We start from the raw sequence: 22,376 nt of genomic DNA on the forward strand, positions 1-22,376 counted from the left end.
GGTCGTGTGGGCCGCTCGGCGCGTAGAGCCCCTGCCAGGGCACGGAGGGGACTCCGGGGGCGGGCGGGCAGCCCGTCCCCGGAGCTGTGCCCGCCACCGTCGCCATGAAGGGGCCAAACATGTCGTCGATCATCCTCATGAACGACCCCAGAGTCGTCGGCATCCCGGTCGACGACTGCGGCGAAGCCCTCGTCGACCTGCGCCAACTGCCCTTCGTGGACGTCGACGACCGCCTGGCCGATCCCGACGGGGCCTACGCCCAGCTGCGGGAGGGCGTCGCCTGGCGGCTGGCCCGCGCCGCCCGGCTGCTGCCCGAGGGACTGCGCCTCCTGGTCACCGAGGGATACCGGCCGCTGGCCCTGCAGATCCAGTACTTCGAGGAGTACGCCGCCGAGCTCAGGCAGGCCAACCCCGACTGGTCGGACGCGCACCTGCACCGGCAGACGAGCCGCTCCCTCTCGCCGCCCGAAGTGGGCCCGCACGTCGCGGGCGCCGCGGTCGACCTCACGCTGTGCACCGCCTCCGGCACCGAACTCGACCTGGGCACCCCGGTGAACGCTAGCCCCGAGGAGAGCGAGGGCGCCTGCTACATGGACTGCGACCGCATCACCCCGACCGCCCGCCGCAACCGCCGCACCCTCACCGCGGCCCTGGCCACGGCAGGCCTGGTCAACTACCCCACGGAGTGGTGGCACTGGTCCTACGGCGACCGCTACTGGGCCCTTGCGACCCAGGCCCCCGCCGCGCGGTACGGCCCGATGACGCTCGACGCACCGGCGACCTGAGCCTCCCCGGTCGCTGGTACATCCGGATGAATGTCACCTGAGGCGCGATCCAGATTCCTTGGAGTTGGGAGGTCTGCACATGTCGAGAACGTGCCACCGACTCCGTCCCAGGGACAGAAGCGGCCACCACCGGCCGCGCGAGGATGAAGGAGAAGCGAGCATGGCCATTCAGCGGATGGACAACGTCGGCATCGTCGTCGAGGACTTGGATGCCGCCATCGCGTTCTTCGTGGAACTCGGTATGGAGCTGGAGGGCAGGGCGGAGGTCGGGGGCCTCGTCGCCGACCAGTGCACCGGACTGGACGGCGTCCGCTGCGACATCGCGATGGTTGGGACCCCGGACGGTCACAGCAGGCTCGAACTGGCGAGGTACCGCAGCCCCGCGGCGATCAGCGCCGGGCCGCGCGACAAGCCGCACAACATCCTGGGCACGCACCGCGTCATGTTCGCCGTCGACGACCTCAAGGACACCGTCGCCCGCCTGCGCCCGCACGGCGCCGAACTGGTCGGCGAGATCGCCCGGTTCGAGGACAGTTATCTGCTCTGCTACGTCCGGGGTCCGGAGGGCATCATCGTCGGTCTCGCCGAGCAACTGGGCTGAGTGTCGTATCCGCTCACGAGGCGAACGGCACCGCCGCCGGTGTCTCGTCGAGTGACGACGCCACGGGGTGGTGCCACAGGCCTCGCGCCGCGAGTTGCGGGAGTACGCCCTCGCCGAACCAGTACGCCTCCTCCACGTGCGGGTAGCCCGAGAGGACGAACTCGTCGATGCCCAGGGCGTGGTACTCCGCGATGCGGTCGGCGATCTCGGTGTGGGAGCCGACCAGGGCCGTGCCCGCGCCGCCGCGCAGGAGGCCGATGCCCGCCCACAGGTTCGGGTGGATCTCCAGGCGGTCGGTGGAGCCCCCGTGCAGGGCCAGCATGCGTTTTTGGCCCTCGGAGCCCGAGCGGGCCAGACCCTGTTGCACCTCGCTGATCACGGACGGGTCGGTGCCCGACAGGAGGCGGTCGGCCTGGGACCAGGCCTCCTCGGCCGTGTCGCGGGCGATGACGTGCAGGCGGATGCCGAAGCGGACCTCGCGGCCCTCGGCCCTGGCCAGTGTGCGGATCCAGCCGATCTTCTCGGCGACCTGCGCCGGCGGTTCGCCCCAGGTGAGGTACACGTCGGTGTGCCGGGCCGCGACCGGGCCCGCCGCCCTCGACGAACCGCCGAAGTAGACCGGTGGGATGGGGGAGGGGAGGCGGGTGAGGCGGGCCTGCTCCACCCGTTCGTGTTCGCCGTGGAAGTCGACGGTCTCGCCGCGCCACAGGGAGCGGACGATGTGCAGGAACTCGTCGCAGCGGGCGTAGCGGTCGTCCTTGCCGAGGAAATCCCCGTACGCGCGCTGCTCGTGGTCCTCGCCGCCCGTGACGATGTTGAGGAGCAGGCGTCCGCCGGAGTGCCGTTGGTAGGTCGCCGCCATCTGGGCGGCGAGGGTCGGCGTGACGAGGCCGGGGCGGAAGGCCACCAGGAACTTCAGCCGCTCGGTCGACTCGACCAGCATCGCCGTGGTCAGCCAGGCGTCCTCGCACCAGGCGCCGGTGGGGGTGAGCGCTCCCTCGAAGCCCAACTGCTCCGCTGTACGGGCCACTTGGGTGAGGTAGGCGAGGCTGGCGGGGCGGTCGCCCCCGGCGGCGCCGGTGGGTACTCCGTGGCCGCCGCCGACGATGTGGCGGCTGTCGCCGTTGGTGGGCAGGAACCAGTGGAAGGTCAGGGGCATGGGTGGGAACGTCCTTCGTGATCGTGACGTCGAGACCGGTCTCAGACCAGGCCGTTGCGGGGCGGCGGAGTGTCGTTGAGTTCCCAGCCGCCCAGGTACCGGAGCTTGAGGCGGCGCGGGTCGTGCAGGGTGTGGGTGCGGGCGTTGCGCCAGTGCCGGTGCAGATTGAGGTCGCGGTCCGCGGCGCGGGTGCCGATGAGTTCGAAGACGCCGCTGGAGACGGCCAGGGCCACCGCGTCCGACTGGGCGCGTGCGGCGGCCACCGCCGCCGACGCCTCGGCGGCGCTCCGCTCGGTCGGTTCGGCGCGGGCGGCGTCCAGGGCGTCACCGGCCTCGCGCAGCAGGGCGCGCGCGGAGCGCACCTTCAGGGCGAGTTCGCCGAAGCCGTCGATGACGGCTCCCTCGTCGGCGGCCCGCTCCACGCCCGCCTCCAGGCGGGGGCGGGCCAGCGAGTGGATGAGCCGCCTGCCCTCGCGCAGGGCGCCGACGGCGATGCCCGTGTCGATGGCCGCGTGCAGATACTGGCCGAAGGCGCCGAACACCTCGTCCTTCTCGAAGATCGGGTACACCGGCACGATGTGCTCGGCGGGCACCCGCACCTGGTCGAAGCGCACGGTGCCGCTGCCGGTGGTGCGCTGGCCCATGCCGTTCCAGTCGTCCTCGACGCGCACACCGGGGTGGTCGGCCGGCACCCAGGCCGCGTGGGTGCGTCCCTCCTCGTCGTTGGCGTACGCGGGAATCCAGTGCGCGAACAGCGATCCGGTCGCGTAGAACTTGGTGCCGTCCAGGACGCGGCCGCCGTCGGGGTGCCGCTCGAAGCCGATGGCGAACTCACGGGCCGTACGGGTGCCGCGTTCGGAGAGAGCGTTGCCGAAGTGCCGCCCCGCGAGGACCTCGCGGTAGAAGAAGACGCGCTGTTCCTCGGTGCCCGCGTGGGCCAGGACGTTGACGAAGAAGTAGTGGTTCTGCGGGATCTGGCCGATGCTCGCGTCACCGGCCGTCAGCTCCGTGAACACCTCGCCGAGACTGCGGGCACTCAGCTCGGGCCCGCCGTGCGAGCGGGGGATCGAGAGCGTGAAGAGCCCGGCTTCGGTGAGCTCGCGCACCTCGTCGTACGGCAGATCGCGCTCGGCGTCGCGTCGCGCGTCGTCGGCGGCCAGACGCTCGGCGATCTGCCGCGCGATCGCGATGGCCTCCGCGTCGGATGCGGGGATGCGGGGCATGGGGCGGACCTTTCGGAGTGCTGGGGCGGGGTGCGGGGGAGGACGTGGGGGCCGGATCGTCCTGATCGGCGCGGAAGGGAAAGCCGATTACCGCTAGGCCGCCGCGAGCCGCGTCGGCTCCGCGAGCACCTCGCGGAAGCGGTCGACGACCGGGGTGAGACCGGCGTCCGCGTCCGGCGTGAGGCTCACCGTCCCGTCGTCGGCGGCCGTGATGTGGCGGTCAAGGACGAACCAGCCCTGGGCGACCTCGGCGCCGAGCGAGGTGAGGACGGGCCGCAGCGCGTAGTCGACGGCAAGGACATGGGCGGGGGAGCCGCCGGTGGCCAGCGGCAGGACGGGCTTGCCGCGCAGCGCGTACTGCGGAAGGAGGTCGAGGAAGGTCTTGAGGACCCCCGAGTACGCCGCCTTGTAGACGGGCGTGCCGACCACGAGCGCGTCGGCGTTCTCGACCAGGGCGACGGCATCGGCGACGGCCGGGTGCGAGGTGTCCGCGGAGAGCAGCGCGTCGGCGGGCAGCGTGCGGACATCCAGCGTCTGCACGCGATGGCCCTGTGCGGCAAGGCCGCGGCCCAGGTGCTGGACCAGACGCGCGGTGCGGGACGAGCCGGGGGCGGAGGCGCTGCCGGTGAGCGTGAGAACGGTGGCCATGGCGGAAGTCCTTCGGGTACGCGGCCGCAGGGGCCGGTGGAGCGAGGCGGTTGGCAAGGGCGAAGGGAGGCAGGCGCGCAGACCCTGCGGAAACGCGCGATCGCGAAGGGCGCGGCGCTGCTTCGATCCGAGCGGGGTGCTCCGTCAGAACATCGCGCGGGCCGTCAACGGGCCCGGCGGGAAGCGGAGTTCAGGCGCGCGACAGGCGCACGAGAAGCGGTGGAGTGCCCGTCGGATGCTCAGTGACAGCGGCGACAGCAGGCGCTGCACACCCGCGCGAGGTCGACGTACCGTCGCCGCGTGAGGTGGGGTCGCACTGCGTTCATGTCCTCGATTCAAGCAGCTGCCCCCACGGGCGTCGAGTCGGTAATCACTAAGCCCTGATAGGGTTTCCCTCCCACAGCGGGGGTTCGGTGAAAGGCGCGCGGGATGCGGACAGAGCAGCTCGAGTACATCGAGGCCGTCACCAGGCTCGGCTCACTGCGTCGCGCCGCGGGTGAACTCCACCTCTCGCAGCCCGCGTTGAGCGAGACCGTGCGGAACCTGGAGCGGGAGCTCGGCGTCTCGCTCCTGGACCGGCACCGCTCCGGGGCGAAGGTCAGCGACGAGGGCCGCGAGCTGTTGCCGCACATCATCGGCGTACTGGAATCGGTCGACCGGCTGCGCAGGGCGGCGCACGACCAGCACCAGTCGAGCCGCGTGGTGCGCGTCGGCACGGTGAACGCGGCCACCGCCCCGCTCCTGGTCCCCGCCGTGCGCGCCTTTCGGGAGACCCACCCCGCGACGCAGGTGGAGATGGTCGGCTCGCAGCAGGACGACATCCACCGGGGCCTGCGCGAGGGCCGCTTCGACCTGGGCCTGGTCAACTACCTGGACGGCGACGACACCCCGCCCGACTTCGACACCACCGAGCTGCTGCGCGGCAGGCCCGTCGTCTGCCTGCACCCGGAGAGCCCGCTGGCCCGGCTCGCCGCCGTGTCGCCCGCCGACCTCGCGACGGAGCCGTTCATCGCGATGCGCGCCGGCTACGTGATGCACCGCTACGCCCACCGCCTCCTCGGCGGCTCCCCGCCGTCCTTCGCGTACTCCACGGACGGCGCGGAACTGGGCAAGCTGATGGTGGCCGAAGGCCTCGGAGCCGCGCTCCTGCCCGACTTCAGCGTCATCGGCGACCCGCTGGAGCGGGCCGGAATGATCACGCACCGCCCGCTCACCGACGAGACCACCCGCGTCCTGGTCGTCCTCCAGCGCCGCCGCAGCGAGTCCTTCCCGCGCGCCGTACGGGAGTTGTACGCGGCGTTCGTGACCAGGGCCGCGGAGCTCAGGGAACGTCCGTGAGGCGCGGGGGAGCCGCGCCCTACCGCCCCTGACCGCCGCGCAGGGCCCCGCGCGCCACCGCTGACAGCAGCGAGCCGATGGCCACGCCGATGGCCAAGTAGACGGCCGCCGTGCCGATCTGGGCCTCGAGCGACGCGGAGAAGGTGAAGGGCAGCAGCACCATCACGACGGTCGCCAGCGTGACGATCCAGACGAAGAACCGGTCGGCCTGGGGCGTGCCGAGCACCAGCAGATGCAGCAGGAGCGTCGCCGCCAGGGCGGCCAGCGCGGCACTGCCGGCCAGCAGCCCGGTCGAGGCGTCGCCCATCGCGCCGTCACCTTCGGGCGCGAAGACCGGAATACCGAGCACGCCCCGTACGAGCAGCAGTCCGACGACGGCGGTGAGGGCGGCGACCAGCGCGGTGACCAGGCCGCCGACCCACAGCCGGCCGGCATCGACGCCGCGCCGCGGGGGCGGCTGCTGCTGGTGCCCGTACTCGGAAGGCTGTCCGTAGCCGGACGGCCCGCCGTAGCCCTGCGGCGACCCGTGGTCGTACCCCGACTCGTAGCCGTAGGGCTGACGTGATGGCTCCATGTGGCCTTACCCCTCCTCGCGGGACCCGTTCCTTCCGATCGTCCCGGCGTGCGGCCACACCACCAGCGGACAGCCGCCACACGAGTGGGGCCCGGTCAGCCGGCTTCCGTGTCGGGCCGGTCCAGGGCGTCCGCGAGACGCGGTACGGGGGCGAAGACCGGGTAGAGGCCCGTCACCCGCAGGATCTGCAGGGTCAGTGGATGGGCGCAGACCAGTTGCAGCTGTCCGCTGTGCTCCAGGATGCGTCGCCGGGCCCGGCACAGCAGACGTAACCCCGAGCAGTCGAAGAACTCGACATGACTGAGATCGATGATCGCGGTGAGGGCGGGCCGTGCCGTGTGGGCGTCCAAGGCCGGAGCCATGTCGAGCGCGGCGCTGACGTCGATCTCGCCGTGGAACTCCAGTACCAGGTGGCCTTGTGTGCGGTAGGTGTGCAGGTGCCCGGCGGAGGCGGGCGGGGAGCCGTCGATCATGGTGGCATCCTCGGTGTGGACGAGGCCTGACATGTGCCGAGAAAGGAAGGGGAACAGGCTCACCGGGGACCGGGGTGATCGTGCGCGGCGAACCGAGGGGGCCAGGCCGCGACACAGCCGCTTGCCGGGCCGCGCCAGCGGTCCGCGCATCCCTCATCTGCCCTGGTGGGGCAGGGAGGTGAGAGGCTTCCATCATGGACCCATCGGGCTGCGTTCGGCACATGTCCGGGGCAACTCGCTGATATTGCCGTGAAGTTGGTGGGCCCTGGGCAAGGGGCAATGGCGCCAATGGGCCTGGACCGCGCGGGGGAGCCGCCGTAGCGTCGAAGCCACGCCCTGGACCCCGGCGACCTCGGTGGACGCGCACCTGCTCCGGGCGGGCACGACCTGCCCGCGGACGGTGCGCATGCTGTTCTCTGTTTCCACGGCGTGGGGAGGCGTCGATGGGACGGACCGTGCGCATGGCGAGGCTGCCCCGCATCACCACACGGCACCAGGACACCGCGGGGGCCGCCGAGCGGGACGGGCACCTGACGGCCCTCGCCCTGGAAGCCGGGCGGGCGGGGGACTCCGTGGACGTCCTGGGCGAAGTGGCCGCGGCCGTTCTCACGGCATCCGGCGCATCGAGGGCACTGGCGCACCGCATGAGCGACGCGGCCCGCGTCGCGGCGCACTACGTCATCGGACACAGCAGCGCGGAGCGCATCCGTCTGCTCATCAGCGTGCACGAGGCACGGATCACGCTGGCGGTGACCGACTACGACGGGAAGAGCCCGGGGCCGCCCGCCTGGCTGCCGGTGTCCCGCCACGACACCCTCGAACTCGCGGGACTGCGCCCCGGCGTCGACCCGCTGCTCGCCACCCCGCGGGCGGACGGCCTGCAACTGCACCGCACCCCGGACGGACACCTGCGCCTGGCCCTCTGCGCCGCCTGGCACACGGCCTCCGCACCACCCTGAACCCGGGCCGCCGCACACGGTCACCGGCGCACGTCACCCGCGGCGGGCGACGTGCCACGCGCCGCCGGATCGGAAGGTGTCCGGCAGGAGCGAGCTCCTGCTACGAGAGGACACCGTCATGCCGATCGCCGGTGCGGCACGGCCGCTGGCGGGGCGCATCGTCCAGCAGCTCGTGCGCGTCACCCTCCTCGACATGTCGACCCGCCTCGCGGCGCAGGCGTTCCTGGCCGCGCTGCCGATGCTCATCGCGGTGGCCTCGTTCAGCCCGCAGGCCGTCCGGCAGGAACTGCTTCGCTCGCTGCGCACCCTGCTCGGTTCGAGCGGGCCCGTGGTGGCGCGGGCCGAGGAAGCGACCGCGGGCGGGGACACCGTGCTGCACAGCTGGGGCGCGGCGGGCGTGCTGGTCGCACTGCTCTCCGCGACGGCCTTCACCCGCGCCCTGCAGCGCATGTGCGAACGCTCCTGGGACCTGCCACGCCCCGGTGTGCGGCTCGTCGCCTGGCGCTGGGCGGTCTGGCTCCTCGTATGGATCGCGATGCTCATCGTGCAGGGCGTGCTGCACCGGGCGTTCGGAGCCGGCCCCGTCCTGGGCATCCCCCTGCAACTGGCGGCGTCGGTCCTGATGTGGTGGTGGACCCAGCACCTGCTGCTCGTCGGCCGGGTGCCCTGGCTGCCCCTGCTGCCGGGAGCCGTCCTCACGGGCACGGGAGTGGTCTCCTTCTGCACGCTCTCGGGGCTGTGGCTGCCCCGCGCGCTACGGCTGAGCGAGGAGCGCTACGGGGCACTCGGCTCGGTGTTCACCGTGCTGTCCTGGCTGATCCTGTTCTTCACCGTCGTCGTGTTCGGCGTCGCCGTCGGCCGGATGCTCGCCCAGGAGGAGTTCCTGCGCCGACGGCTCGGCGGGCGGACGGAGCCTCACTCCGCCGCCGCTGCGGTCACCCGGCCCTCCCGCACCGCCGCCGCCAGCGCCCGGTGGTCGCGCTCGTTCTGGTCGGCGTACGACTCGGCGAATCGTGCCAGGGCCCGGTCGAAGGAATCGGAGCCGCCCAGATAGGCGGCGACGGCGATCCGGTCGCCGGAGCGCGCGTGCGCGCGGGCCAGGGTCGCGCCGCACATCCGGCCGAACAGCCGCATCACGTCCGGGGTCATCAGCTCGGCCTGCGGGATGGCCTTCCAGTCCCGCAACTGCCGCAGATAGAAGTCGCGTTCGCGGCCGTCGAGCCCTTCGACCCGCTCCCAGCCCAGGAACATGTCGCTGGTCGCCTGCATCAGGCGCTGGCCGGCGACGACCCGTTCCCCCTGGTTGAGGTGGCTGCTCGCGCCCGCGAACTCCGCGAGCACCGACGCCTGCGCCTCCTTCGCCTGGAGCATGAGCGGATCGCTGTCGTCACGGCCCAGCAGCAGGATGATCCAGCAGCGGGTCCCCACGCTGCCCACCCCGACCACCTTCCGGGCCATGTCGACCACGCGGTACTGGGCCAGCAGCGCCCGGCGGTCGGCGGGGAGCGTCAGCGCGTACCGGTCGACCAGCTCGCGCAGCTGGTCCTCGAGCTGCTTGCGCTCGACCCCCGGCAGAAGCTCGTCGAGGGGTGTGACCAGGGGCGGGTCGGCGGTGATCCGCAGCCGGCCGTCGACGACCCGGGCCAGTTTCTCCAGGGCCTGGAGGTGGTCGCGGGTGCGGGCCTTGCTGAGCGTGCGCGAGACCCTGCGCCGTGCTCGCGCGTCCAGCCTGGCAGACATCGTCGCGTACAGGTCATCCGCGTCGATCCGCGAGTACCACACGTCGAGGGTCCGCATCCGGGCGAACTTCCTCATCGACTCGCGGTACGAGCGCACCGTGGCGCGCACCACGCGGGCCCGCTCCGCCGTGCCGAAGCCGTTCTCGCGCCCGGCGATGACGAGGCTGACCACCAGACGCTTGACGTCCCACTCCCACGGTCCGGGAAGCGTCTCGTCGAAGTCGTTGACGTCGAACATCAGCCGCCGCTCCGGTGAGGCGAGCAGCCGGAAGTTCAGCATGTGCGCGTCTCCGCACAGCTGGGCCCGCAGCCCGCTGTCCGGGGTGGTGGCCAGATCGGTGGCCATGATGGCGGCGGCCCCGCGGAAGAACCGGAACGGCGATTCGAGCATGCGGCCGTAGCGGATCGGCACGAGCTCCAGGAGCCTGCTCACCGACTGCCGCTCGATCACGTCGACCGGGTCGGGCCGGCCCGGCGCCGGCGCGAACTCGGCGTGCTCGGACCGCCGGGCACGCGACCGGGCCGCCCTTCCCCGGGCCGCCCGCTCCTGCGGGGTGAGGTGACGGTGCGTGGTCTCGGTCATGGTGCGCTCCCTCCAGGCGCAAAGGACTCTGGGCGCGGTCGCGCCGCCCGGCGTCACCCCGCCGGTGTGAGGTCGCCTCCCAGGGGTGAGGCCCGACGCGCTCCGAGGCCACAGACTGAGAGACATGGAACCGACGATGCGAGGACAGCGATGGCTGGCCCGTGCGTCCCTGGCGTCCGCCGCTGCCGCGGTGCTGGTCCTGGGAGTGTTCGCGGGGTTCAAGACCTTCGCGCTGCTCGGGGTGGGGCTCGCGGGCCTGGCGGTCACGGCCGCCGCGGTCTGGTGGATCCTCAGCAGGCGAGGCCTGCCACGGGTCCTCGCGGTGCTGCTCGCGATCACCACGCCGATCTGGGTACTGGTGGAGTACACACAGGCCCGGCTCACCTGGGTGGTCCTGGTCTCCGGTGCGCTCTGGCTCCTGGCGGCGGGCACGGGACGAGCGGCTCTCACCCGGCACAAGGCCCCGGAGCCGATGCCCGAGCAGCCGGCCGCGACGTTCCGCCACCCGGTCCTGATCATGAATCCGCGCTCCGGCGGCGGCAAGGTGCGCCGGTTCTCCCTGAGCCGGCGGGCCGGCGCGCTGGGAGCCGAAGTGGTGCTTCTGGAGTATCGCGGCGAGACCGATGTGGCGGCCCTCGCGCGCAAGTACGCCGCCGAGGGCGCCGATCTGCTCGGGGTGGCCGGCGGCGACGGCACCCAGGCGCTGGTCGCCGAGGTGGCCGCCTCCCTCGACCTGCCCTTCCTGGTGATCCCGGCCGGCACCCGCAACCACTTCGCCCTCGACCTGGGCCTGGACCGCGAGGACCCGTCGAAGGCCCTGGACGCCCTGCACGACGGGGTGGAACTGCGGGTGGACCTCGGCCGCGCCGGCGGGCGGCCCTTCGTCAACAACGTGTCGTTCGGCGCGTATGCCGAGGTGGTGCAGAGCCCGGCCTACCGCGACGGCAAGACGCGCACCACCCTCAAGCTCCTGCCCGACCTCCTCATGGGCCACCGGGGCGCGCGGCTGACGGCGCGGGCCGGGGAGCACGAGTTCACGGACCCGCAGGCACTGCTGGTGAGCAACAACCCCTACGGCACGAACGACATCGCGGGGCTCGGCCGCCGCACGCGGCTGGACGGCGGGATCCTCGGCTGCGTCGGCGTGCGCGTCACGAGCGCCGCACAGGCCGCCGGGCTGCTGCGCGCCGGGCAGTCCACCGGACTGACCCGGGCGACCGCCACCTCCGTGGTCGTCGACGCCGACCAGGAGGAGATCCCGGTCGGCATCGACGGCGAGGCGGTGCGGCTGAGCGTCCCCGTGCACTGCGAGGTGCGGCCCGGGGCCCTGCGGGTGATCGTGCCCCGCTTGCGGCCGGGGACCTACCGGGAGCGGCCGCGGCTCGACTGGCGCCAGATCGGCAGGCTCGGGCTGACCTCCCGGAGCTGAGCGGCCGGCAGCGATCGGACACCGGCTAGAGGGGCGCCCCGTAGACCTTGTGCGCCTGACGGTGCCCGTACGTGGTCAGCGACCAGATCACCAGGATGTCCAGGGCGATGATGATGGCCGACCACACCGGGTAGTACGGGGTGAAGAAGAAGTTCTCCAACGCGCTGAACCCCGCGACGGCGATGCCGACCGCACGGGCCCAGGTGCGGCCGTTGAAGATGCTGAACGCCGCAGCGAAGACCAGGACGCCGGTGAGCATCTGGACCCAGCCACGGACGTTGACGTCGAAGTCGAACGGGTAGTCGTTCTGCGACTGGTAGAAGTTGTCGTCGAGGATCGCGGTGAGCCCCGCGATCGCGTGGAACGCGCCGATGATGCCGAGCACACACACCGCGAAGACGACTCCGCCGACGGCGACCGGACTGACATGGGGCTGCGGTTCGGGCGCACTGGAACGCGCCTGGTCCGGACGGATCTGCTCTGCCATGTCGAACCTCCTCCTCGATGGACCCGGAGCATCCCGCCCGGCTCCGCCCGGCCGGTTCACCCGCAACGGATGAGCCCGGAAGCCCAGGTGGCGCCGCCGTCACCCGCGCAAGGTGATGCCGTCGGCCACGCGGCCACGAGAATGGCGGCCGATGGCCAGGCCGTCGTACAGGAGGTGTCGTCATGGGCGGGGCACAGGACGACTCGGGGCCCGGACCGGCCGCGACACCAGCCGGCGGGGCCGACTTCGAGATCCGCGTCCGGGGCAGGATCGGCGAGGCCTTCCGGTCGGCGTTCGGAGAGCTGACGGTCGTGCTGCGCCCGGCCGAAACGGTGCTGTTCGGCGTGGGACTCGACCAGGCCGCCCTGTACGGGATTCTCGACCGCATCCAGGCGCTGGGCCTCGAACTTCTCGAGGTGCGCCGGGTTCCCGGACCCAGCACCTAGGCCGCGGGGCCCAGACAGCGCAGGAGGTCCGGACGAGCCACCTTCGAAAAGGGCCGACCGGACTCTTCCACAGCCGTGCCGGGCCCCCCACGGTGTAGGGGTAATGCCCTGCACATGGGGAGGTGAGGGGCATGTCCGCGGCGCTGTGCACCGAGCCGGGAGCCGGCTCCAGGGGGTCGGCGGGGGAAGTGTCCGTCCTACACGGGCGGTTGCACCTGCTGAGTGGGGAGGATCCGGCGGCCGATTCAACGGTGACGACCTGTCTGGTGTGGGTCGCCGGCACCCTGGTGCGCATCGCGGGGGACGTAGGTGATCTCCGCAGCGCGGGCGCGCTGGTCGGCGAGGCGGCGGCCGTGCTCGCCCTGGTGCCCCCGCAGCCGGGGCGGACCGCACCGCCTGCCCCGCAGCCGTTGACGCAGTGTCAGCTGACCGTGCTGCACCAGTTGCAGCAGGAAGTGCCGCTGCGGGAGATCGCCGACGGCTTGTACGTCTCGGTGAACACCGTCAAGAGCCACGTCCGCGCCGTCTACCGGAAGCTGGGCGTGTCCTCCCGGGCCGAGGCCGTACGGCGCGCTCGCGTGCTGGGGCTCGTATAGGAGGCCGGACGGGGGAAGCCGCCGTCACAGCCACGAATCACCGTCACAGGAGCTGGAGTTCGCGGGCTCGCCGGACGGCGGCCGAGCGCCGCGTCACGGAGAGCTTGCGGTAGACGCTCTTGAGGTGCGTCTTCACCGTGTTCACCGACAGGTACAGTTCTTCGGCGATCTCCTCGGTGGTCATCATCTGCGCCAGCCGGTTCAGGACGTCGCGCTCCCGAGCGCTCAGGCGCTCGGTGGGTGCCGCCGGGGCGCTCATGAGGGTGAGGGTGGGCCGGGCCGTGCGCTGCTGCACGGGGGTGACGGCGATCCTGTGACGGGCGGAGTCGAGCAGGGACACGCACGCGGGCCCCATGGCCCGCAGCACGCTGCGCGGCAGCCGGGACGCGGCCACCACGTCAGCGATCGGCGCGGGCGCCGAACCACCCTGCTCCACGGCCTTGGCGAGCCCCGCCACCAGGGACCCGACCTCGGAGAGGAAGACGTCGGGCAAGGCGCCCAGCACGGCTTTGGCCCCGGCGAGTTCGTGCCGGGCCCGGCCGGGTTCGGCACGCGCCAGCTCCACCCAGGCGCGCACGAGACGCAGGGACGCCTGCGAGCGCTCCGCCACGGTCCAGGCGGGCAGGGGAGGCTGGGTGGCCTGGGCGGCCAGTTCGTCGGCGGCCCGGAAGCGGCCGCGCAGCGCGTCGAGCAGCGCCAGTTCGATGAGGCAGTCCCTGCGCAGCGCGCCGTTACCCGCCGCGCCCGCGGCCTTGAGCCCTCCGGTGAGGGAGGCCTCCGCCGCCTTGAGGCTGCCGGTCCGCAACTCGCCGCCGCCGCGGATCGCCAGGGTGAGGGCGAGGATCTCGGGGTGCTGGGCCAGGGCCGCGTGGGGCAGGCGGGCGAGGGCCGACTCGGCGTCGGCCGCGGCGGCGCCGGCCTCCTGAGGGCTGCGGGAGCGCAGCAGGTCCATGCGGATCACGGCATGGGCCAGGCGGCACCGGACGGCGCGGTCCTCCTGCGCGGTCAGGTCCGCCAGCAGCCGCTCGGCGAGGTCGAGGTACCGGCAGCACCCCTGGTCGTCGTCGTGGGCCAGGGCCACCGCCGCGGCGAGCAGCGCGGGTTCGGGGTTCTCCGTCGGCGGCTGCTCGGGCAGCCGCCGGGTCAGCTCGCTCGGCAGCCGCAGCTTGGTCAGGCCGAGCACCTGGCCGATCGCAAGGCGGTCCACGATCAGCCGCCCCGCCTGGTCCCAGTCGCCCGCAGCCAGCAGGTGCCGTACGGCGTCGGCAAGGAGACCGTGCTCGCCGAGCCAGGCCGCCGCGCGGCGGTGCAACGGCGCCACCAGGCCGGGCTTCTCGTGGCGCAGGCACATCCGCAGTACGTCGGCGAACATCTGGTGGCAGCGGTACCAGCCCTGCCCGACGGGTTGCAGGAACGAGTTCTCCCGGACGAGGGCGGCGAAGTGCCGGCCCGCGTCCTCGCCGGAGAGCTCGACGGCCAGTTCGGCGTTCACCTGGTCCAGCACACTGGTCGTGAGCAGCAGGCGGCGCATGCCGTCGGGCTGCAGGTCGAGCACCTCCTCGACGAGGTAGCTGGCGATGGCCTCGTCGTCGCCGGCGAACTGCGTCACGAACCGCTCGGGATCGCAGCGCTTCTCCATGGACATCGCGGCGAGCCGCAGCCCCGCCGCCCAGCCGTCCGTGCGCCGCCGCAGCGTGCTCACCGTCTGCTTGGGCACGTCGATCCCGTGCTGGGCGAGGAGGGCCGCCGTCTCGCGGTCGTCGAAGGCCAGGTCGCCGGTGCGCAGTTCGGTGACCTCGCTGGTGAGTCTGCCGCGGCGCAGATGCAGGGGAGGGTCCCGGCGGGCGAGCACCACCAGGCGCAGCACCCCCGGCAGATGCCGCAGGAGGCTGCTGACCCCGTCCGCGATCGCGGAGCCGGGAGCGGGCTGGAAGTCGTCGAGGACCAGCACCACCGGCTCGCCGCGCTGGTGCAGATCGGCGGCGAGCGCCGCCACGAGCAGCGGTTCCGCCTCCGAGGTGACGGATTCGGGCACGTCCACGCCCGCCTCGCGCAGCGCGCCGATCACGCGCGGCCAGAAGACGCAGGACTGCTCGGCCCGGCCGTCGCAGGTGACCCAGGCCAGCGGGCCGGGCAGCCGCCGGGTGTGCGCCCACTCCAGGGCGAGGGCCGTCTTGCCGGCGCCGACGGGACCCACGATCACGGTCAGCGGTCCCAGGACGCCTCGCGCGAGACGGTCCGTCAGGCGCGGCCTTGGCACGAGCCAGGTGGGCAGCGAGGGCGCCGTGCCGACGGACGCCCGGTCGGGGTCGGGATCGCGTGCAGGGCCTGCGCACTCGGCCATGGGCGGCACCTCGCTCTCGGAGCAACATGGTGCGGCTGCGGCAAGTATGGGGTCGGCGGCGCGGGGCGAACGCACGGCAAGCGCCATCTCACCCGGGTGAAATATGCCGGTGGAGATGGCGCCTGCCGGGGCGGCCCGGCCCGGAGCGCCGGGCCGCGGGTTCGGTCACTTCGCCTGGAGGGCCTCGACCAGTTCCTCCTCCCGGTCCTTGGTGAGCGACGTACGGATCACGGTGGGGTTGAAGGGACGCACCGCGTCACGCACGCGGTCGGGTGTCGAGCGCCGGACGAGGGCGAAGACGGCGGCGCGGCCCGGTTCGAGGGCGCTGGCGGTCTCCTTGACGAAGGCGTCGTTGATGCCGATGTCGGTGAGCTTTCCGGCGACGGCGCCGGTGGCGGCCCCCACCGCGGCACCGAACACCGGCATCAGGAAGAGCAGGCCGAACAGCGAGCCCCACAGGGCGCCGCCGGCCGCGCCGGTGGCCGTGGTGCTGAACGTCTGGCGCACATGGAGCTTGCCGTCCATGGTCCGCCAGGCCAGCGCCGCGTCCTCCAGGTCGAGCAGTTCCTGGCGGGCCAGTTCCTTGGCGAGCCGCAGAACTCCCTCCGCCTTCTCCTTGTCCGAGAATCCGAGCACGACGAGATCGGCCATCAGGCCCTCCTCCGGTGGTTGCGGTTCGGCGGGTCCGGCCGTGGTTCGGGTGTGACCGGGTCGCCCAGCTTCTGTGCCATCGCCGTGAGTTCGGCGAGTACGGGGGCCAGTGCCTCATCGGTGAGGAAGCCCTCGGCGACGGGGACGGCGCCGGCGTCACGGAGGGCTTTGCGCAGGTACTTGGCCCAGACGTGCTCCAGCAGGACGAAGGCCGCCGCGGCCCCCGGATCGAGGGAGTCGGCCATCTCCCTGATCTCGGAGAGCGTCAGGCCGAAGGCGTTGCCTTCGGCCAGGCTCGGGTACGCCTCCTGCGCGGCCCTGACCTGCTCGCTCGAGATGCCGAGCAGCGCGGCGACGGTCTCGCCCATGCCTTCGGCCTGGAAGTCGAGGGTGAAGAGAGTTCCGCCGGGCTCCTTGCGGACGAAGAGCATGTCCAGGACGCGTATCTGTCCGTTCGCCTCGAGGATCGCCAGTTCCTCGATGATGCGCCCCTCGAACTTGGCGTCGGGTCCGAACTCGACCGTCAGGAGTTGTACCGGTCCGATCCCAACCATCGTGTCTCCTCTCGGGCAACTGCCGCCGTCACGGCCGTCATCACAGCGGCGGAGCCCGGGCCGCGCGTCACCCGCCGCAGGTGAGGGAGGCGGGCGCGGGCGCGGTGACGGTGGGAGTCGGAGGTACGACGCCCATGACGCATGAAGAGACACCGGGCCGGGACGGCGACGGGCCCGTCCGGGACAGCGCCACCGAGTCCGAACTGGAGCGCCTGCGGGCGGAGGTCAGCGAGCTGCGGGAGCGTGCGGGCACCGAGCGGCGGCGCCGGGTGCGCCTGCTGTCCGTCCGGCGGGCCGTCGCGGCCGTGCTGATCGCCCTGGTCGCCGTCCTCGCCGTCACCTCGATCGTGGGTGTGTGGGGTGGGCGGACCACGCTGAACACGGACCGCTGGATCGCCACGGTGGGGCCGCTGCCCGAGGACCCCGACGTGAACGCGGCCGTCTCCACGTATCTGGCGCGTGAGATCTTCGACCAACTGGACGTCGAGCAGAGGCTGTCCGAGGCGCTTCCGCCGCGCGCGTCCTTCCTCGCCGCTCCGGTCACCGGGGCCGTCCACGACTATCTGCGCGACTCGATCTCCAAGCTCATCGCCACGGACCGCTTCCAGGAGCTGTGGCGTGCGACGAACCGGGCCGCCCACGCGCGGATCGTCGCCGTGCTCGAGGAACGCAACGACAACGTGCGGGTGCACGGCGACACGGTCACCCTGAACCTGCTGCCGATGGTCAACAACCTGCTGCGGTCCCTGGAGGAGCAGCTGCCCACCCTGTTCGGCAAGAAGCTCGACCTGCCCGCTCTCTCCTCCGGCGAGATCCCGCCGGGTTTGCACGAACGCGTCGAGCAGGCGCTGGGGGTGTCGCTGCCCGAGAACTTCGCCCAGGTCCGGCTCTACAACCGCAACGAACTGGGCCAGCTCCAGGACTCCGTCCTGATGTTCAAGCGCGCCGTGGTCGGCCTGGTGATCGCCGTGCCGGTGCTGCTCGGGCTCGCCCTGTGGATCTCGCCCCACCGGCGGCGCACCCTCCTCCAGCTCGGCCTGTGGCTGGTGGTGACCGTCACGGTGCTGTCGACCGTGCTGCGTGCGGTGCGGGACCAACTGCTCGGCCAGGTGCCGCCCGGCGTCTACCGCGAAGGCGTACGCGCCGTGCTGTGGACCGTGTTCACGACCCTGCGCGACCGGGGCGACCAGCTGCTGTGGCTGGGTGTCGGCATCGCCGTCCTGGCGTACCTGGTGGGACCGGGGCGGCTGCCGGTGGCGCTGCGTCGGTACACGGCGCAGGGGGCGCGGGCCACGGGCCACTTCGTCGCCAAGGCCGGCGAACGCCTCACCGACGGTGCGCGGGTGCGGCCGTGGCTGGCCCGGCACGCCGATGTGCTGCGGGTGTCGGGCGTGGTCCTCGCGGCCCTGATCGCGCTGCTGCTGTCGTCGTGGACCGCGCTGTTCGTGGTCGGCGCGCTGCTGGCCGCGTACGAGATCGGGCTCACCCTCGTCGCCCGGGCGGAGGGCTCACCCCCGGAAGGTGAGGCGGGTCCTCGGGCCCCCGCGAAGACTGGCGCATCCGGTTGACCGAGGCAGGGAGACGCGCATGAAGACGCGGACGCACGCCGGGCGGATCGGACCGAACGGCGACGGGAGCGGACGGTCGCGACTGTGGGGCCCGTATCTGAGCGAACGGCAGTGGGGGACGGTCCGCGAGGACTACAGCGCCGGCGGCGACGCGTGGTCGTACTTCCCGCACGACCACGCGCGTTCGCGCGCCTACCGGTGGGGCGAGGACGGCCTGGGCGGCATCTGCGACGAGAAGCAGCGCCTGTGCCTGGCCCTGACCCTGTGGAACGGGCGCGACCCGATCCTCAAGGAGCGCGCCTTCGGCCTCACCAACGGCGAGGGCAACCACGGAGAGGACGTCAAGGAGTACTACTTCTACCTCGACAGCACCCCCAGCCACTCCTACCTGCGGTACCTGTACAAGTACCCCCAGGCCGCGTTCCCGTACAACGACCTCGTCTCCGTCAACCGGGACCGCACGCGCCAGGAATTCGAGTACGAGCTCATGGACACCGGTGTCTTCGACGACGACCGGTACTTCGACGTGACGGTGGAGTACGCCAAGGCCGACCACGACGACATCCTGATGCGGATCACCGTGGACAACCGGGGCCCCGACGAGGCGACCCTGCACGTGCTGCCGACCCTGTGGTTCCGCAACACCTGGTCCTGGGGCGAGCAGCACGACGAGGAGGACAGGCCGCGCCTGCGGGCGGTCGACGGACCGCGCTCGACCGCCACGATCCGGGCCGACCACCCGCAGCTCGGCAGCTACGACCTGCGGTGCGGCGACGTGCCGCTGCTGTTCACGGAGAACGAGACCGACAACGAGCGGCTGTTCGGCGCGCCCAACGCCACCCCGTACGTCAAGAACGCCATCGGCCGCTACGTCGTGGAAGGGGACGAGAGCGCCGTCAACCCGGAGCGGGAGGGCACCAAGGCGGCCGCCCACCACGTGCTCGGCGTTCCCGCGGGCGGCTCGCAGACACTCCGGCTGCGGATGGGCCCCGCGGGCGCGAAGCTCTCCCTGGACCGGGGCTTCGACTCGGTGTTCAAGGACCGCATCGCCGAAGCCGACGCCTTCTACCGGGAGTTGACCCCCGAGGGCGCGAGTGAGGACGAGGCACGCGTCATGCGCCAGGCGCTCTCCGGGATGCTCTGGTCCAAGCAGTACTACGCCTTCGACCTGGAGCGGTGGCTGAGCGAGCACGACATGACCCCATGGAGCCCGCCACGGCCGGGGCTGCGCAACGGCGAGTGGTTCCACATGGTCAGCGACGACATCGTCTCGATGCCGGACAAGTGGGAGTACCCCTGGTTCGCAGCCTGGGACCTGGCGTTCCACGCCGTGGGCCTGTCGGTCGTCGACATCGGCTTCGCCAAGGAGCAGCTCGAACTGCTGCTGCGCGACGCCTACTTGCACCCCAACGGCCAGATACCCGCCTACGAGTGGAACTTCGGCGACGTCAATCCGCCGGTGCACGCCTGGGCCGCGTACTTCGTGTACACGATGGAGAAGGGCACGACCGGCCACGCCGACCACGCCTTCCTCGAGCGCACCTTCCAGAAGCTGCTCACCAACTTCACCTGGTGGGTCAACCGCAAGGACCCCGGAGGCCGCAACATCTTCCAGGGCGGCTTCCTCGGCCTCGACAACATCGGCGTCTTCGACCGCAGCGCCCCCCTGCCCACCGGAGGCACCCTGGAGCAGGCGGACGGCACCGCCTGGATGGCGCTGTACTGCCAGTCGATGCTTCAGATCGCCATGGAACTCGTCGAGCACAACGCGGCCTACGAGGACCTCGTCCTGAAGTTCGTCGAGCACTACCTGTGGATCGCCGCCTCGATGGACCGCATCGGGGACCTCGACGACGAGCTGTGGGACGAGGAGGACGGGTTCTTCTACGACGTGCTGCGGCTGCCCGACGGTCAGGCGGTGCGGCTGAAGGTCCGCTCCATGGTGGGCCTGCTGCCGCTGTGCGCCTCGACCGTCTTCCAGCCGGACCAGCTGGCGCGGCTCTCCGGTCTGGGCGACCGGCTGCGGCGGTTCGCCGCGCGCCACCCCTCGCTGTCGGTGACCCTGACCGCGGCGCAGGCCGGCACGGCGGGCGGACCGCGACTGCTGTCGGTCCTGGACGAGAAGAAACTGGTGCGCGTGCTCGCCCGGCTCCTGTCGGAGGACGAGTTCCTCAGCCCTTACGGCATCAGGGCGCTCTCCCGCCACCACGCCGAGCACCCGTACACGTTCTGGGTGCACGGTCAGGAGTACCGGGTCGGCTATCTGCCCGCCGAGTCCGACACCGGCATGTTCGGCGGCAACTCCAACTGGCGAGGCCCGGTCTGGCTGCCGATGAACGCCCTCGTCATCCGCGGACTGCTCAACCTGTACGGCTTCTACGGCGACGACTTCACCGTCGAGTGCCCGACCGGCTCGGGGGTGCGGAAGAACCTGTACGAGGTCGCCGAGGACATCAGCGGCAGGCTCTCCCGGATCTTCCTGCGCGGCGACGACGGACGCCGGCCGGTGTACGGCGGCCAGGCGAAGTTCACCGACGACCCGCACTGGCGCGATCTGATCACCTTCTACGAGTACTTCCACGGCGACAACGGCGCGGGCCTCGGCGCATCGCACCAGACCGGCTGGACCGCTCTCGTCGCGGCCCTGATGAAGATCTTCGGCACGCTCGGCCCCGACGACTTCCGCTCCGGGCCCGCGAGGAGGCAGAACCGATGACCCAGTTGCCCGCGCAACCCGTCGTGCACGAGGTCAACACCCGCGTCTGGCTGCGGGAGATCGGGCTGCGCACCGGCGGCGGCCCGGCCGGCCTGGCGGACGTGCCCAAGGACGTGTGGGACGAGATCACGCCCGCCGGGATCGACGCCGTCTGGCTGATGGGGGTCTGGGAGCGCAGTCCGCGGGGGCGGGCCATCGCCCTGGAGAACCCGGCGCTGCGCGGCGCCTTCGCCGAGGCCGTCCCGGACATCGGCGAGGAGGACATCGCGGGATCGCCGTACTGCATCCGCCGCTACGAGGTCGACGCGGCGCTCGGCGGCGCCGAGGGACTGGCCGCCGCCCGCGCCGAACTCGACCGCAGGGGAGTGGGGCTGCTGCTGGACTACGTGCCCAACCACGTGGCCCCCGACAGCCCCTGGGTGACCGAGCACCCCGAGTACTTCGTCCAGGGCGACGCCGAGGACGCGATGCGCGATCCGGCCGGGTTCCTCGACACCGGACGCGCCGTGCTCGCGCGGGGCCGCGACCCGTTCTTCCCGCCCTGGCCGGACGTGGTGCAGCTGAACGCCTTCGCCCCGGCCCTGCGGCGGGCGACCGCGGAGGTGCTCGGCGGCATCGGGCGGGTCTGCGACGGGGTGCGCTGCGACATGGCGATGCTCCTGATGAACGACGTCTTCGCGCGCACGTGGGGCGAGCGGGCGGGGAGCCCGCCGCAGGAGGAGTTCTGGCCCGAGGTCGTGACCGCCGTGCGCCGCCGCCACCCGCACATGGTCTTCGCCGCGGAGGCGTACTGGGACCTCGAATGGGCCCTGCAGGAGCAGGGGTTCGACTTCTGCTACGACAAGCGACTCTACGACCGGGTGCTGAGCGAGAGCGCCGATTCGGTGCGCGCGCATCTGCGGGCCGACGAGCACTACCAGCGCCGGCTCGTCCGCTTCCTGGAGAACCACGACGAGCCGCGGGCCGCGCGGACCATGCACCCGGCCAAGGAGCGGGCGGCGGCGGTCCTGATCGCCACGCTGCCCGGCGCCACGCTCTGGCACGAGGGCCAGTTCACCGGGCGCCGCGTCCATCTGCCGGTCTTCCTCGACCGCCGCCCCGACGAACCGCCGGATCCTTCCCTGCGGGCGTTCCACGAGCGGCTCCTTTCGGCCGTGCACCGCAGCGCCATGCGGACCGGGCGGTGGCAGCTCCTGGAGAGCGACGGCTGGCCCGACAACGACTCAGGGCGCGCCCTGATCGCCTCGTGCTGGTCGGGTGAGGCGGGCCGGTTCCTGACCGTGGTGAACCTCTCGGAGCATCGGGCCCAGGCACGCGTCCGGCTGCCCTGGGGCGAACTGACCGAGGGCGCCTGGGAGTTGAGCGGCCTGCTCGACGCCGAGCGGTACGAGCGGCCGGGCACGGAGCTGGTGGCGGACGGGCTCTACGTCGATCTGCCGCCGTGGGGCACGCATCTGCTCTCGGTCGTCGAGGCGGGCGCGTCCCGGACCTCGCCCTAGCGGA

At 72.2% G+C, this 22,376-nt stretch carries 21 protein-coding genes and 1 pseudogene; 11 read left to right on the plus strand and 11 right to left on the minus strand.

Annotation, left to right across the window (positions count from 1 at the left end):
* The first annotated feature begins 119 nt into the window (after positions 1-119).
* Positions 120-785 (plus strand): M15 family metallopeptidase, encoded by a 666-nt coding sequence (locus ACZ6ZP_RS15835; RefSeq protein ID WP_351156092.1) that lies wholly within the window; start codon positions 120-122, stop codon positions 783-785.
* A gap of 160 nt (positions 786-945) precedes the next feature.
* A complete protein-coding gene (locus ACZ6ZP_RS15840; RefSeq protein WP_383824194.1) occupies positions 946-1,386 on the plus strand; it encodes a VOC family protein in 441 nt (146 codons plus the stop codon).
* A gap of 13 nt (positions 1,387-1,399) precedes the next feature.
* On the opposite strand, the gene ACZ6ZP_RS15845 is transcribed toward ACZ6ZP_RS15840, so the two are convergent.
* From ACZ6ZP_RS15845 to ACZ6ZP_RS15860, 4 genes are all read right to left on the minus strand, one after another.
* Positions 1,400-2,545, minus strand: a complete 1,146-nt coding sequence (locus ACZ6ZP_RS15845; RefSeq protein ID WP_469407119.1) for an LLM class flavin-dependent oxidoreductase — start codon at positions 2,543-2,545, stop codon at positions 1,400-1,402.
* A gap of 41 nt (positions 2,546-2,586) precedes the next feature.
* Positions 2,587-3,768, minus strand: a complete 1,182-nt coding sequence (locus tag ACZ6ZP_RS15850) for an SfnB family sulfur acquisition oxidoreductase (RefSeq protein ID WP_469407121.1) — start codon at positions 3,766-3,768, stop codon at positions 2,587-2,589.
* 93 nt (positions 3,769-3,861) lie between these two features.
* Positions 3,862-4,416, minus strand: coding sequence for an NADPH-dependent FMN reductase (gene ssuE, locus ACZ6ZP_RS15855; RefSeq protein WP_351156084.1), 555 nt, complete (start codon positions 4,414-4,416; stop codon positions 3,862-3,864).
* A gap of 239 nt (positions 4,417-4,655) precedes the next feature.
* Positions 4,656-4,742 (minus strand): putative leader peptide, encoded by an 87-nt coding sequence (locus tag ACZ6ZP_RS15860; protein ID WP_351157927.1) that lies wholly within the window; start codon positions 4,740-4,742, stop codon positions 4,656-4,658.
* Positions 4,743-4,845: 103 nt separating this feature from the next.
* Here ACZ6ZP_RS15860 and ACZ6ZP_RS15865 point away from each other — a divergent pair, with 103 nt between their 5' ends.
* Positions 4,846-5,754: a LysR family transcriptional regulator gene (locus ACZ6ZP_RS15865; RefSeq protein ID WP_351156081.1), complete on the plus strand. Its 909-nt coding sequence runs from the start codon at positions 4,846-4,848 to the stop codon at positions 5,752-5,754.
* Positions 5,755-5,773: 19 nt separating this feature from the next.
* On the opposite strand, the gene ACZ6ZP_RS15870 is transcribed toward ACZ6ZP_RS15865, so the two are convergent.
* Positions 5,774-6,328 (minus strand): DUF6069 family protein, encoded by a 555-nt coding sequence (locus ACZ6ZP_RS15870; protein ID WP_351156079.1) that lies wholly within the window; start codon positions 6,326-6,328, stop codon positions 5,774-5,776.
* A gap of 95 nt (positions 6,329-6,423) precedes the next feature.
* Positions 6,424-6,801: an STAS domain-containing protein gene (locus tag ACZ6ZP_RS15875; protein ID WP_366463466.1), complete on the minus strand. Its 378-nt coding sequence runs from the start codon at positions 6,799-6,801 to the stop codon at positions 6,424-6,426.
* A gap of 443 nt (positions 6,802-7,244) precedes the next feature.
* On the opposite strand from ACZ6ZP_RS15875, the gene ACZ6ZP_RS15880 reads away from it, so the two are divergent.
* On the plus strand, positions 7,245-7,760 hold the full coding sequence (locus ACZ6ZP_RS15880; RefSeq protein WP_351156074.1) for a hypothetical protein: 516 nt from the start codon (positions 7,245-7,247) through the stop codon (positions 7,758-7,760).
* A 193-nt stretch (positions 7,761-7,953) separates the two neighbouring features.
* Positions 7,954-8,622, plus strand: a pseudogene (locus tag ACZ6ZP_RS15885) (YhjD/YihY/BrkB family envelope integrity protein); the annotation flags it as partial.
* A gap of 53 nt (positions 8,623-8,675) precedes the next feature.
* Here the strand turns inward: ACZ6ZP_RS15885 and ACZ6ZP_RS15890 are convergent.
* Complete coding sequence (locus ACZ6ZP_RS15890) at positions 8,676-10,082, minus strand: DUF2252 domain-containing protein (RefSeq protein ID WP_361464687.1); 1,407 nt, start codon at positions 10,080-10,082, stop codon at positions 8,676-8,678.
* A 124-nt stretch (positions 10,083-10,206) separates the two neighbouring features.
* On the opposite strand from ACZ6ZP_RS15890, the gene ACZ6ZP_RS15895 reads away from it, so the two are divergent.
* Positions 10,207-11,511 (plus strand): diacylglycerol/lipid kinase family protein, encoded by a 1,305-nt coding sequence (locus ACZ6ZP_RS15895; RefSeq protein ID WP_366463465.1) that lies wholly within the window; start codon positions 10,207-10,209, stop codon positions 11,509-11,511.
* 25 nt (positions 11,512-11,536) lie between these two features.
* Here ACZ6ZP_RS15895 and ACZ6ZP_RS15900 read toward each other — a convergent pair whose 3' ends face one another.
* Positions 11,537-11,998 (minus strand): DUF7144 family membrane protein, encoded by a 462-nt coding sequence (locus ACZ6ZP_RS15900; RefSeq protein WP_351156065.1) that lies wholly within the window; start codon positions 11,996-11,998, stop codon positions 11,537-11,539.
* A 182-nt stretch (positions 11,999-12,180) separates the two neighbouring features.
* On the opposite strand from ACZ6ZP_RS15900, the gene ACZ6ZP_RS15905 reads away from it, so the two are divergent.
* On the plus strand, positions 12,181-12,444 hold the full coding sequence (locus ACZ6ZP_RS15905) for a hypothetical protein (RefSeq protein ID WP_351156063.1): 264 nt from the start codon (positions 12,181-12,183) through the stop codon (positions 12,442-12,444).
* 251 nt (positions 12,445-12,695) lie between these two features.
* Positions 12,696-13,040, plus strand: a complete 345-nt coding sequence (locus ACZ6ZP_RS15910; RefSeq protein WP_469407125.1) for a LuxR C-terminal-related transcriptional regulator — start codon at positions 12,696-12,698, stop codon at positions 13,038-13,040.
* A 43-nt stretch (positions 13,041-13,083) separates the two neighbouring features.
* On the opposite strand, the gene ACZ6ZP_RS15915 is transcribed toward ACZ6ZP_RS15910, so the two are convergent.
* From ACZ6ZP_RS15915 to ACZ6ZP_RS15925, 3 genes are all read right to left on the minus strand, one after another.
* Positions 13,084-15,384, minus strand: a complete 2,301-nt coding sequence (locus tag ACZ6ZP_RS15915) for a winged helix-turn-helix domain-containing protein (RefSeq protein ID WP_361464680.1) — start codon at positions 15,382-15,384, stop codon at positions 13,084-13,086.
* 165 nt (positions 15,385-15,549) lie between these two features.
* On the minus strand, positions 15,550-16,035 hold the full coding sequence (locus ACZ6ZP_RS15920) for a DUF1269 domain-containing protein (RefSeq protein ID WP_351156057.1): 486 nt from the start codon (positions 16,033-16,035) through the stop codon (positions 15,550-15,552).
* Positions 16,035-16,589, minus strand: coding sequence for a DUF1269 domain-containing protein (locus tag ACZ6ZP_RS15925; RefSeq protein ID WP_469407127.1), 555 nt, complete (start codon positions 16,587-16,589; stop codon positions 16,035-16,037). The genes ACZ6ZP_RS15920 and ACZ6ZP_RS15925 overlap by 1 nt, the downstream gene beginning before the upstream one ends.
* A gap of 134 nt (positions 16,590-16,723) precedes the next feature.
* Between ACZ6ZP_RS15925 and ACZ6ZP_RS15930 the strand changes: the two genes are divergently transcribed.
* Genes ACZ6ZP_RS15930 through ACZ6ZP_RS15940 form a run of 3 tightly spaced genes read left to right on the plus strand, consistent with a single transcriptional unit; the run spans position 16,724 to position 22,372 of the window.
* Complete coding sequence (locus ACZ6ZP_RS15930; protein WP_361464676.1) at positions 16,724-18,157, plus strand: hypothetical protein; 1,434 nt, start codon at positions 16,724-16,726, stop codon at positions 18,155-18,157.
* 19 nt (positions 18,158-18,176) lie between these two features.
* Positions 18,177-20,873, plus strand: a complete 2,697-nt coding sequence (locus tag ACZ6ZP_RS15935; RefSeq protein WP_366463461.1) for an MGH1-like glycoside hydrolase domain-containing protein — start codon at positions 18,177-18,179, stop codon at positions 20,871-20,873.
* Entirely contained in the window at positions 20,870-22,372 is a 1,503-nt protein-coding gene (locus ACZ6ZP_RS15940; RefSeq protein ID WP_361464671.1) for an alpha-amylase family protein, read from the plus strand. Before ACZ6ZP_RS15935 ends, ACZ6ZP_RS15940 begins: the two co-directional genes overlap by 4 nt.
* The last annotated feature ends 4 nt before the right edge of the window (positions 22,373-22,376 follow it).

Source organism: Streptomyces sp. NPDC054047, from assembly GCF_055585065.1.

Coding starts and splice junctions, on each gene's coding strand:
- ACZ6ZP_RS15895 (WP_366463465.1), top strand. CDS start 10,207: ATGGAACCGACGATGCGAGGACAGCGATGGCTGGCCCGTGCGTCCCTG.
- ssuE (WP_351156084.1), bottom strand. CDS start 4,416: ATGGCCACCGTTCTCACGCTCACCGGCAGCGCCTCCGCCCCCGGCTCG.
- ACZ6ZP_RS15875 (WP_366463466.1), bottom strand. CDS start 6,801: ATGATCGACGGCTCCCCGCCCGCCTCCGCCGGGCACCTGCACACCTAC.
- ACZ6ZP_RS15940 (WP_361464671.1), top strand. CDS start 20,870: ATGACCCAGTTGCCCGCGCAACCCGTCGTGCACGAGGTCAACACCCGC.
- ACZ6ZP_RS15860 (WP_351157927.1), bottom strand. CDS start 4,742: ATGAACGCAGTGCGACCCCACCTCACGCGGCGACGGTACGTCGACCTC.
- ACZ6ZP_RS15905 (WP_351156063.1), top strand. CDS start 12,181: ATGGGCGGGGCACAGGACGACTCGGGGCCCGGACCGGCCGCGACACCA.
- ACZ6ZP_RS15915 (WP_361464680.1), bottom strand. CDS start 15,384: ATGGCCGAGTGCGCAGGCCCTGCACGCGATCCCGACCCCGACCGGGCG.
- ACZ6ZP_RS15900 (WP_351156065.1), bottom strand. CDS start 11,998: ATGGCAGAGCAGATCCGTCCGGACCAGGCGCGTTCCAGTGCGCCCGAA.
- ACZ6ZP_RS15840 (WP_383824194.1), top strand. CDS start 946: ATGGCCATTCAGCGGATGGACAACGTCGGCATCGTCGTCGAGGACTTG.
- ACZ6ZP_RS15920 (WP_351156057.1), bottom strand. CDS start 16,035: ATGGCCGATCTCGTCGTGCTCGGATTCTCGGACAAGGAGAAGGCGGAG.
- ACZ6ZP_RS15880 (WP_351156074.1), top strand. CDS start 7,245: ATGGGACGGACCGTGCGCATGGCGAGGCTGCCCCGCATCACCACACGG.
- ACZ6ZP_RS15935 (WP_366463461.1), top strand. CDS start 18,177: ATGAAGACGCGGACGCACGCCGGGCGGATCGGACCGAACGGCGACGGG.
- ACZ6ZP_RS15890 (WP_361464687.1), bottom strand. CDS start 10,082: ATGACCGAGACCACGCACCGTCACCTCACCCCGCAGGAGCGGGCGGCC.
- ACZ6ZP_RS15865 (WP_351156081.1), top strand. CDS start 4,846: ATGCGGACAGAGCAGCTCGAGTACATCGAGGCCGTCACCAGGCTCGGC.
- ACZ6ZP_RS15930 (WP_361464676.1), top strand. CDS start 16,724: ATGACGCATGAAGAGACACCGGGCCGGGACGGCGACGGGCCCGTCCGG.
- ACZ6ZP_RS15870 (WP_351156079.1), bottom strand. CDS start 6,328: ATGGAGCCATCACGTCAGCCCTACGGCTACGAGTCGGGGTACGACCAC.
- ACZ6ZP_RS15925 (WP_469407127.1), bottom strand. CDS start 16,589: ATGGTTGGGATCGGACCGGTACAACTCCTGACGGTCGAGTTCGGACCC.
- ACZ6ZP_RS15835 (WP_351156092.1), top strand. CDS start 120: ATGTCGTCGATCATCCTCATGAACGACCCCAGAGTCGTCGGCATCCCG.
- ACZ6ZP_RS15850 (WP_469407121.1), bottom strand. CDS start 3,768: ATGCCCCGCATCCCCGCATCCGACGCGGAGGCCATCGCGATCGCGCGG.
- ACZ6ZP_RS15845 (WP_469407119.1), bottom strand. CDS start 2,545: ATGCCCCTGACCTTCCACTGGTTCCTGCCCACCAACGGCGACAGCCGC.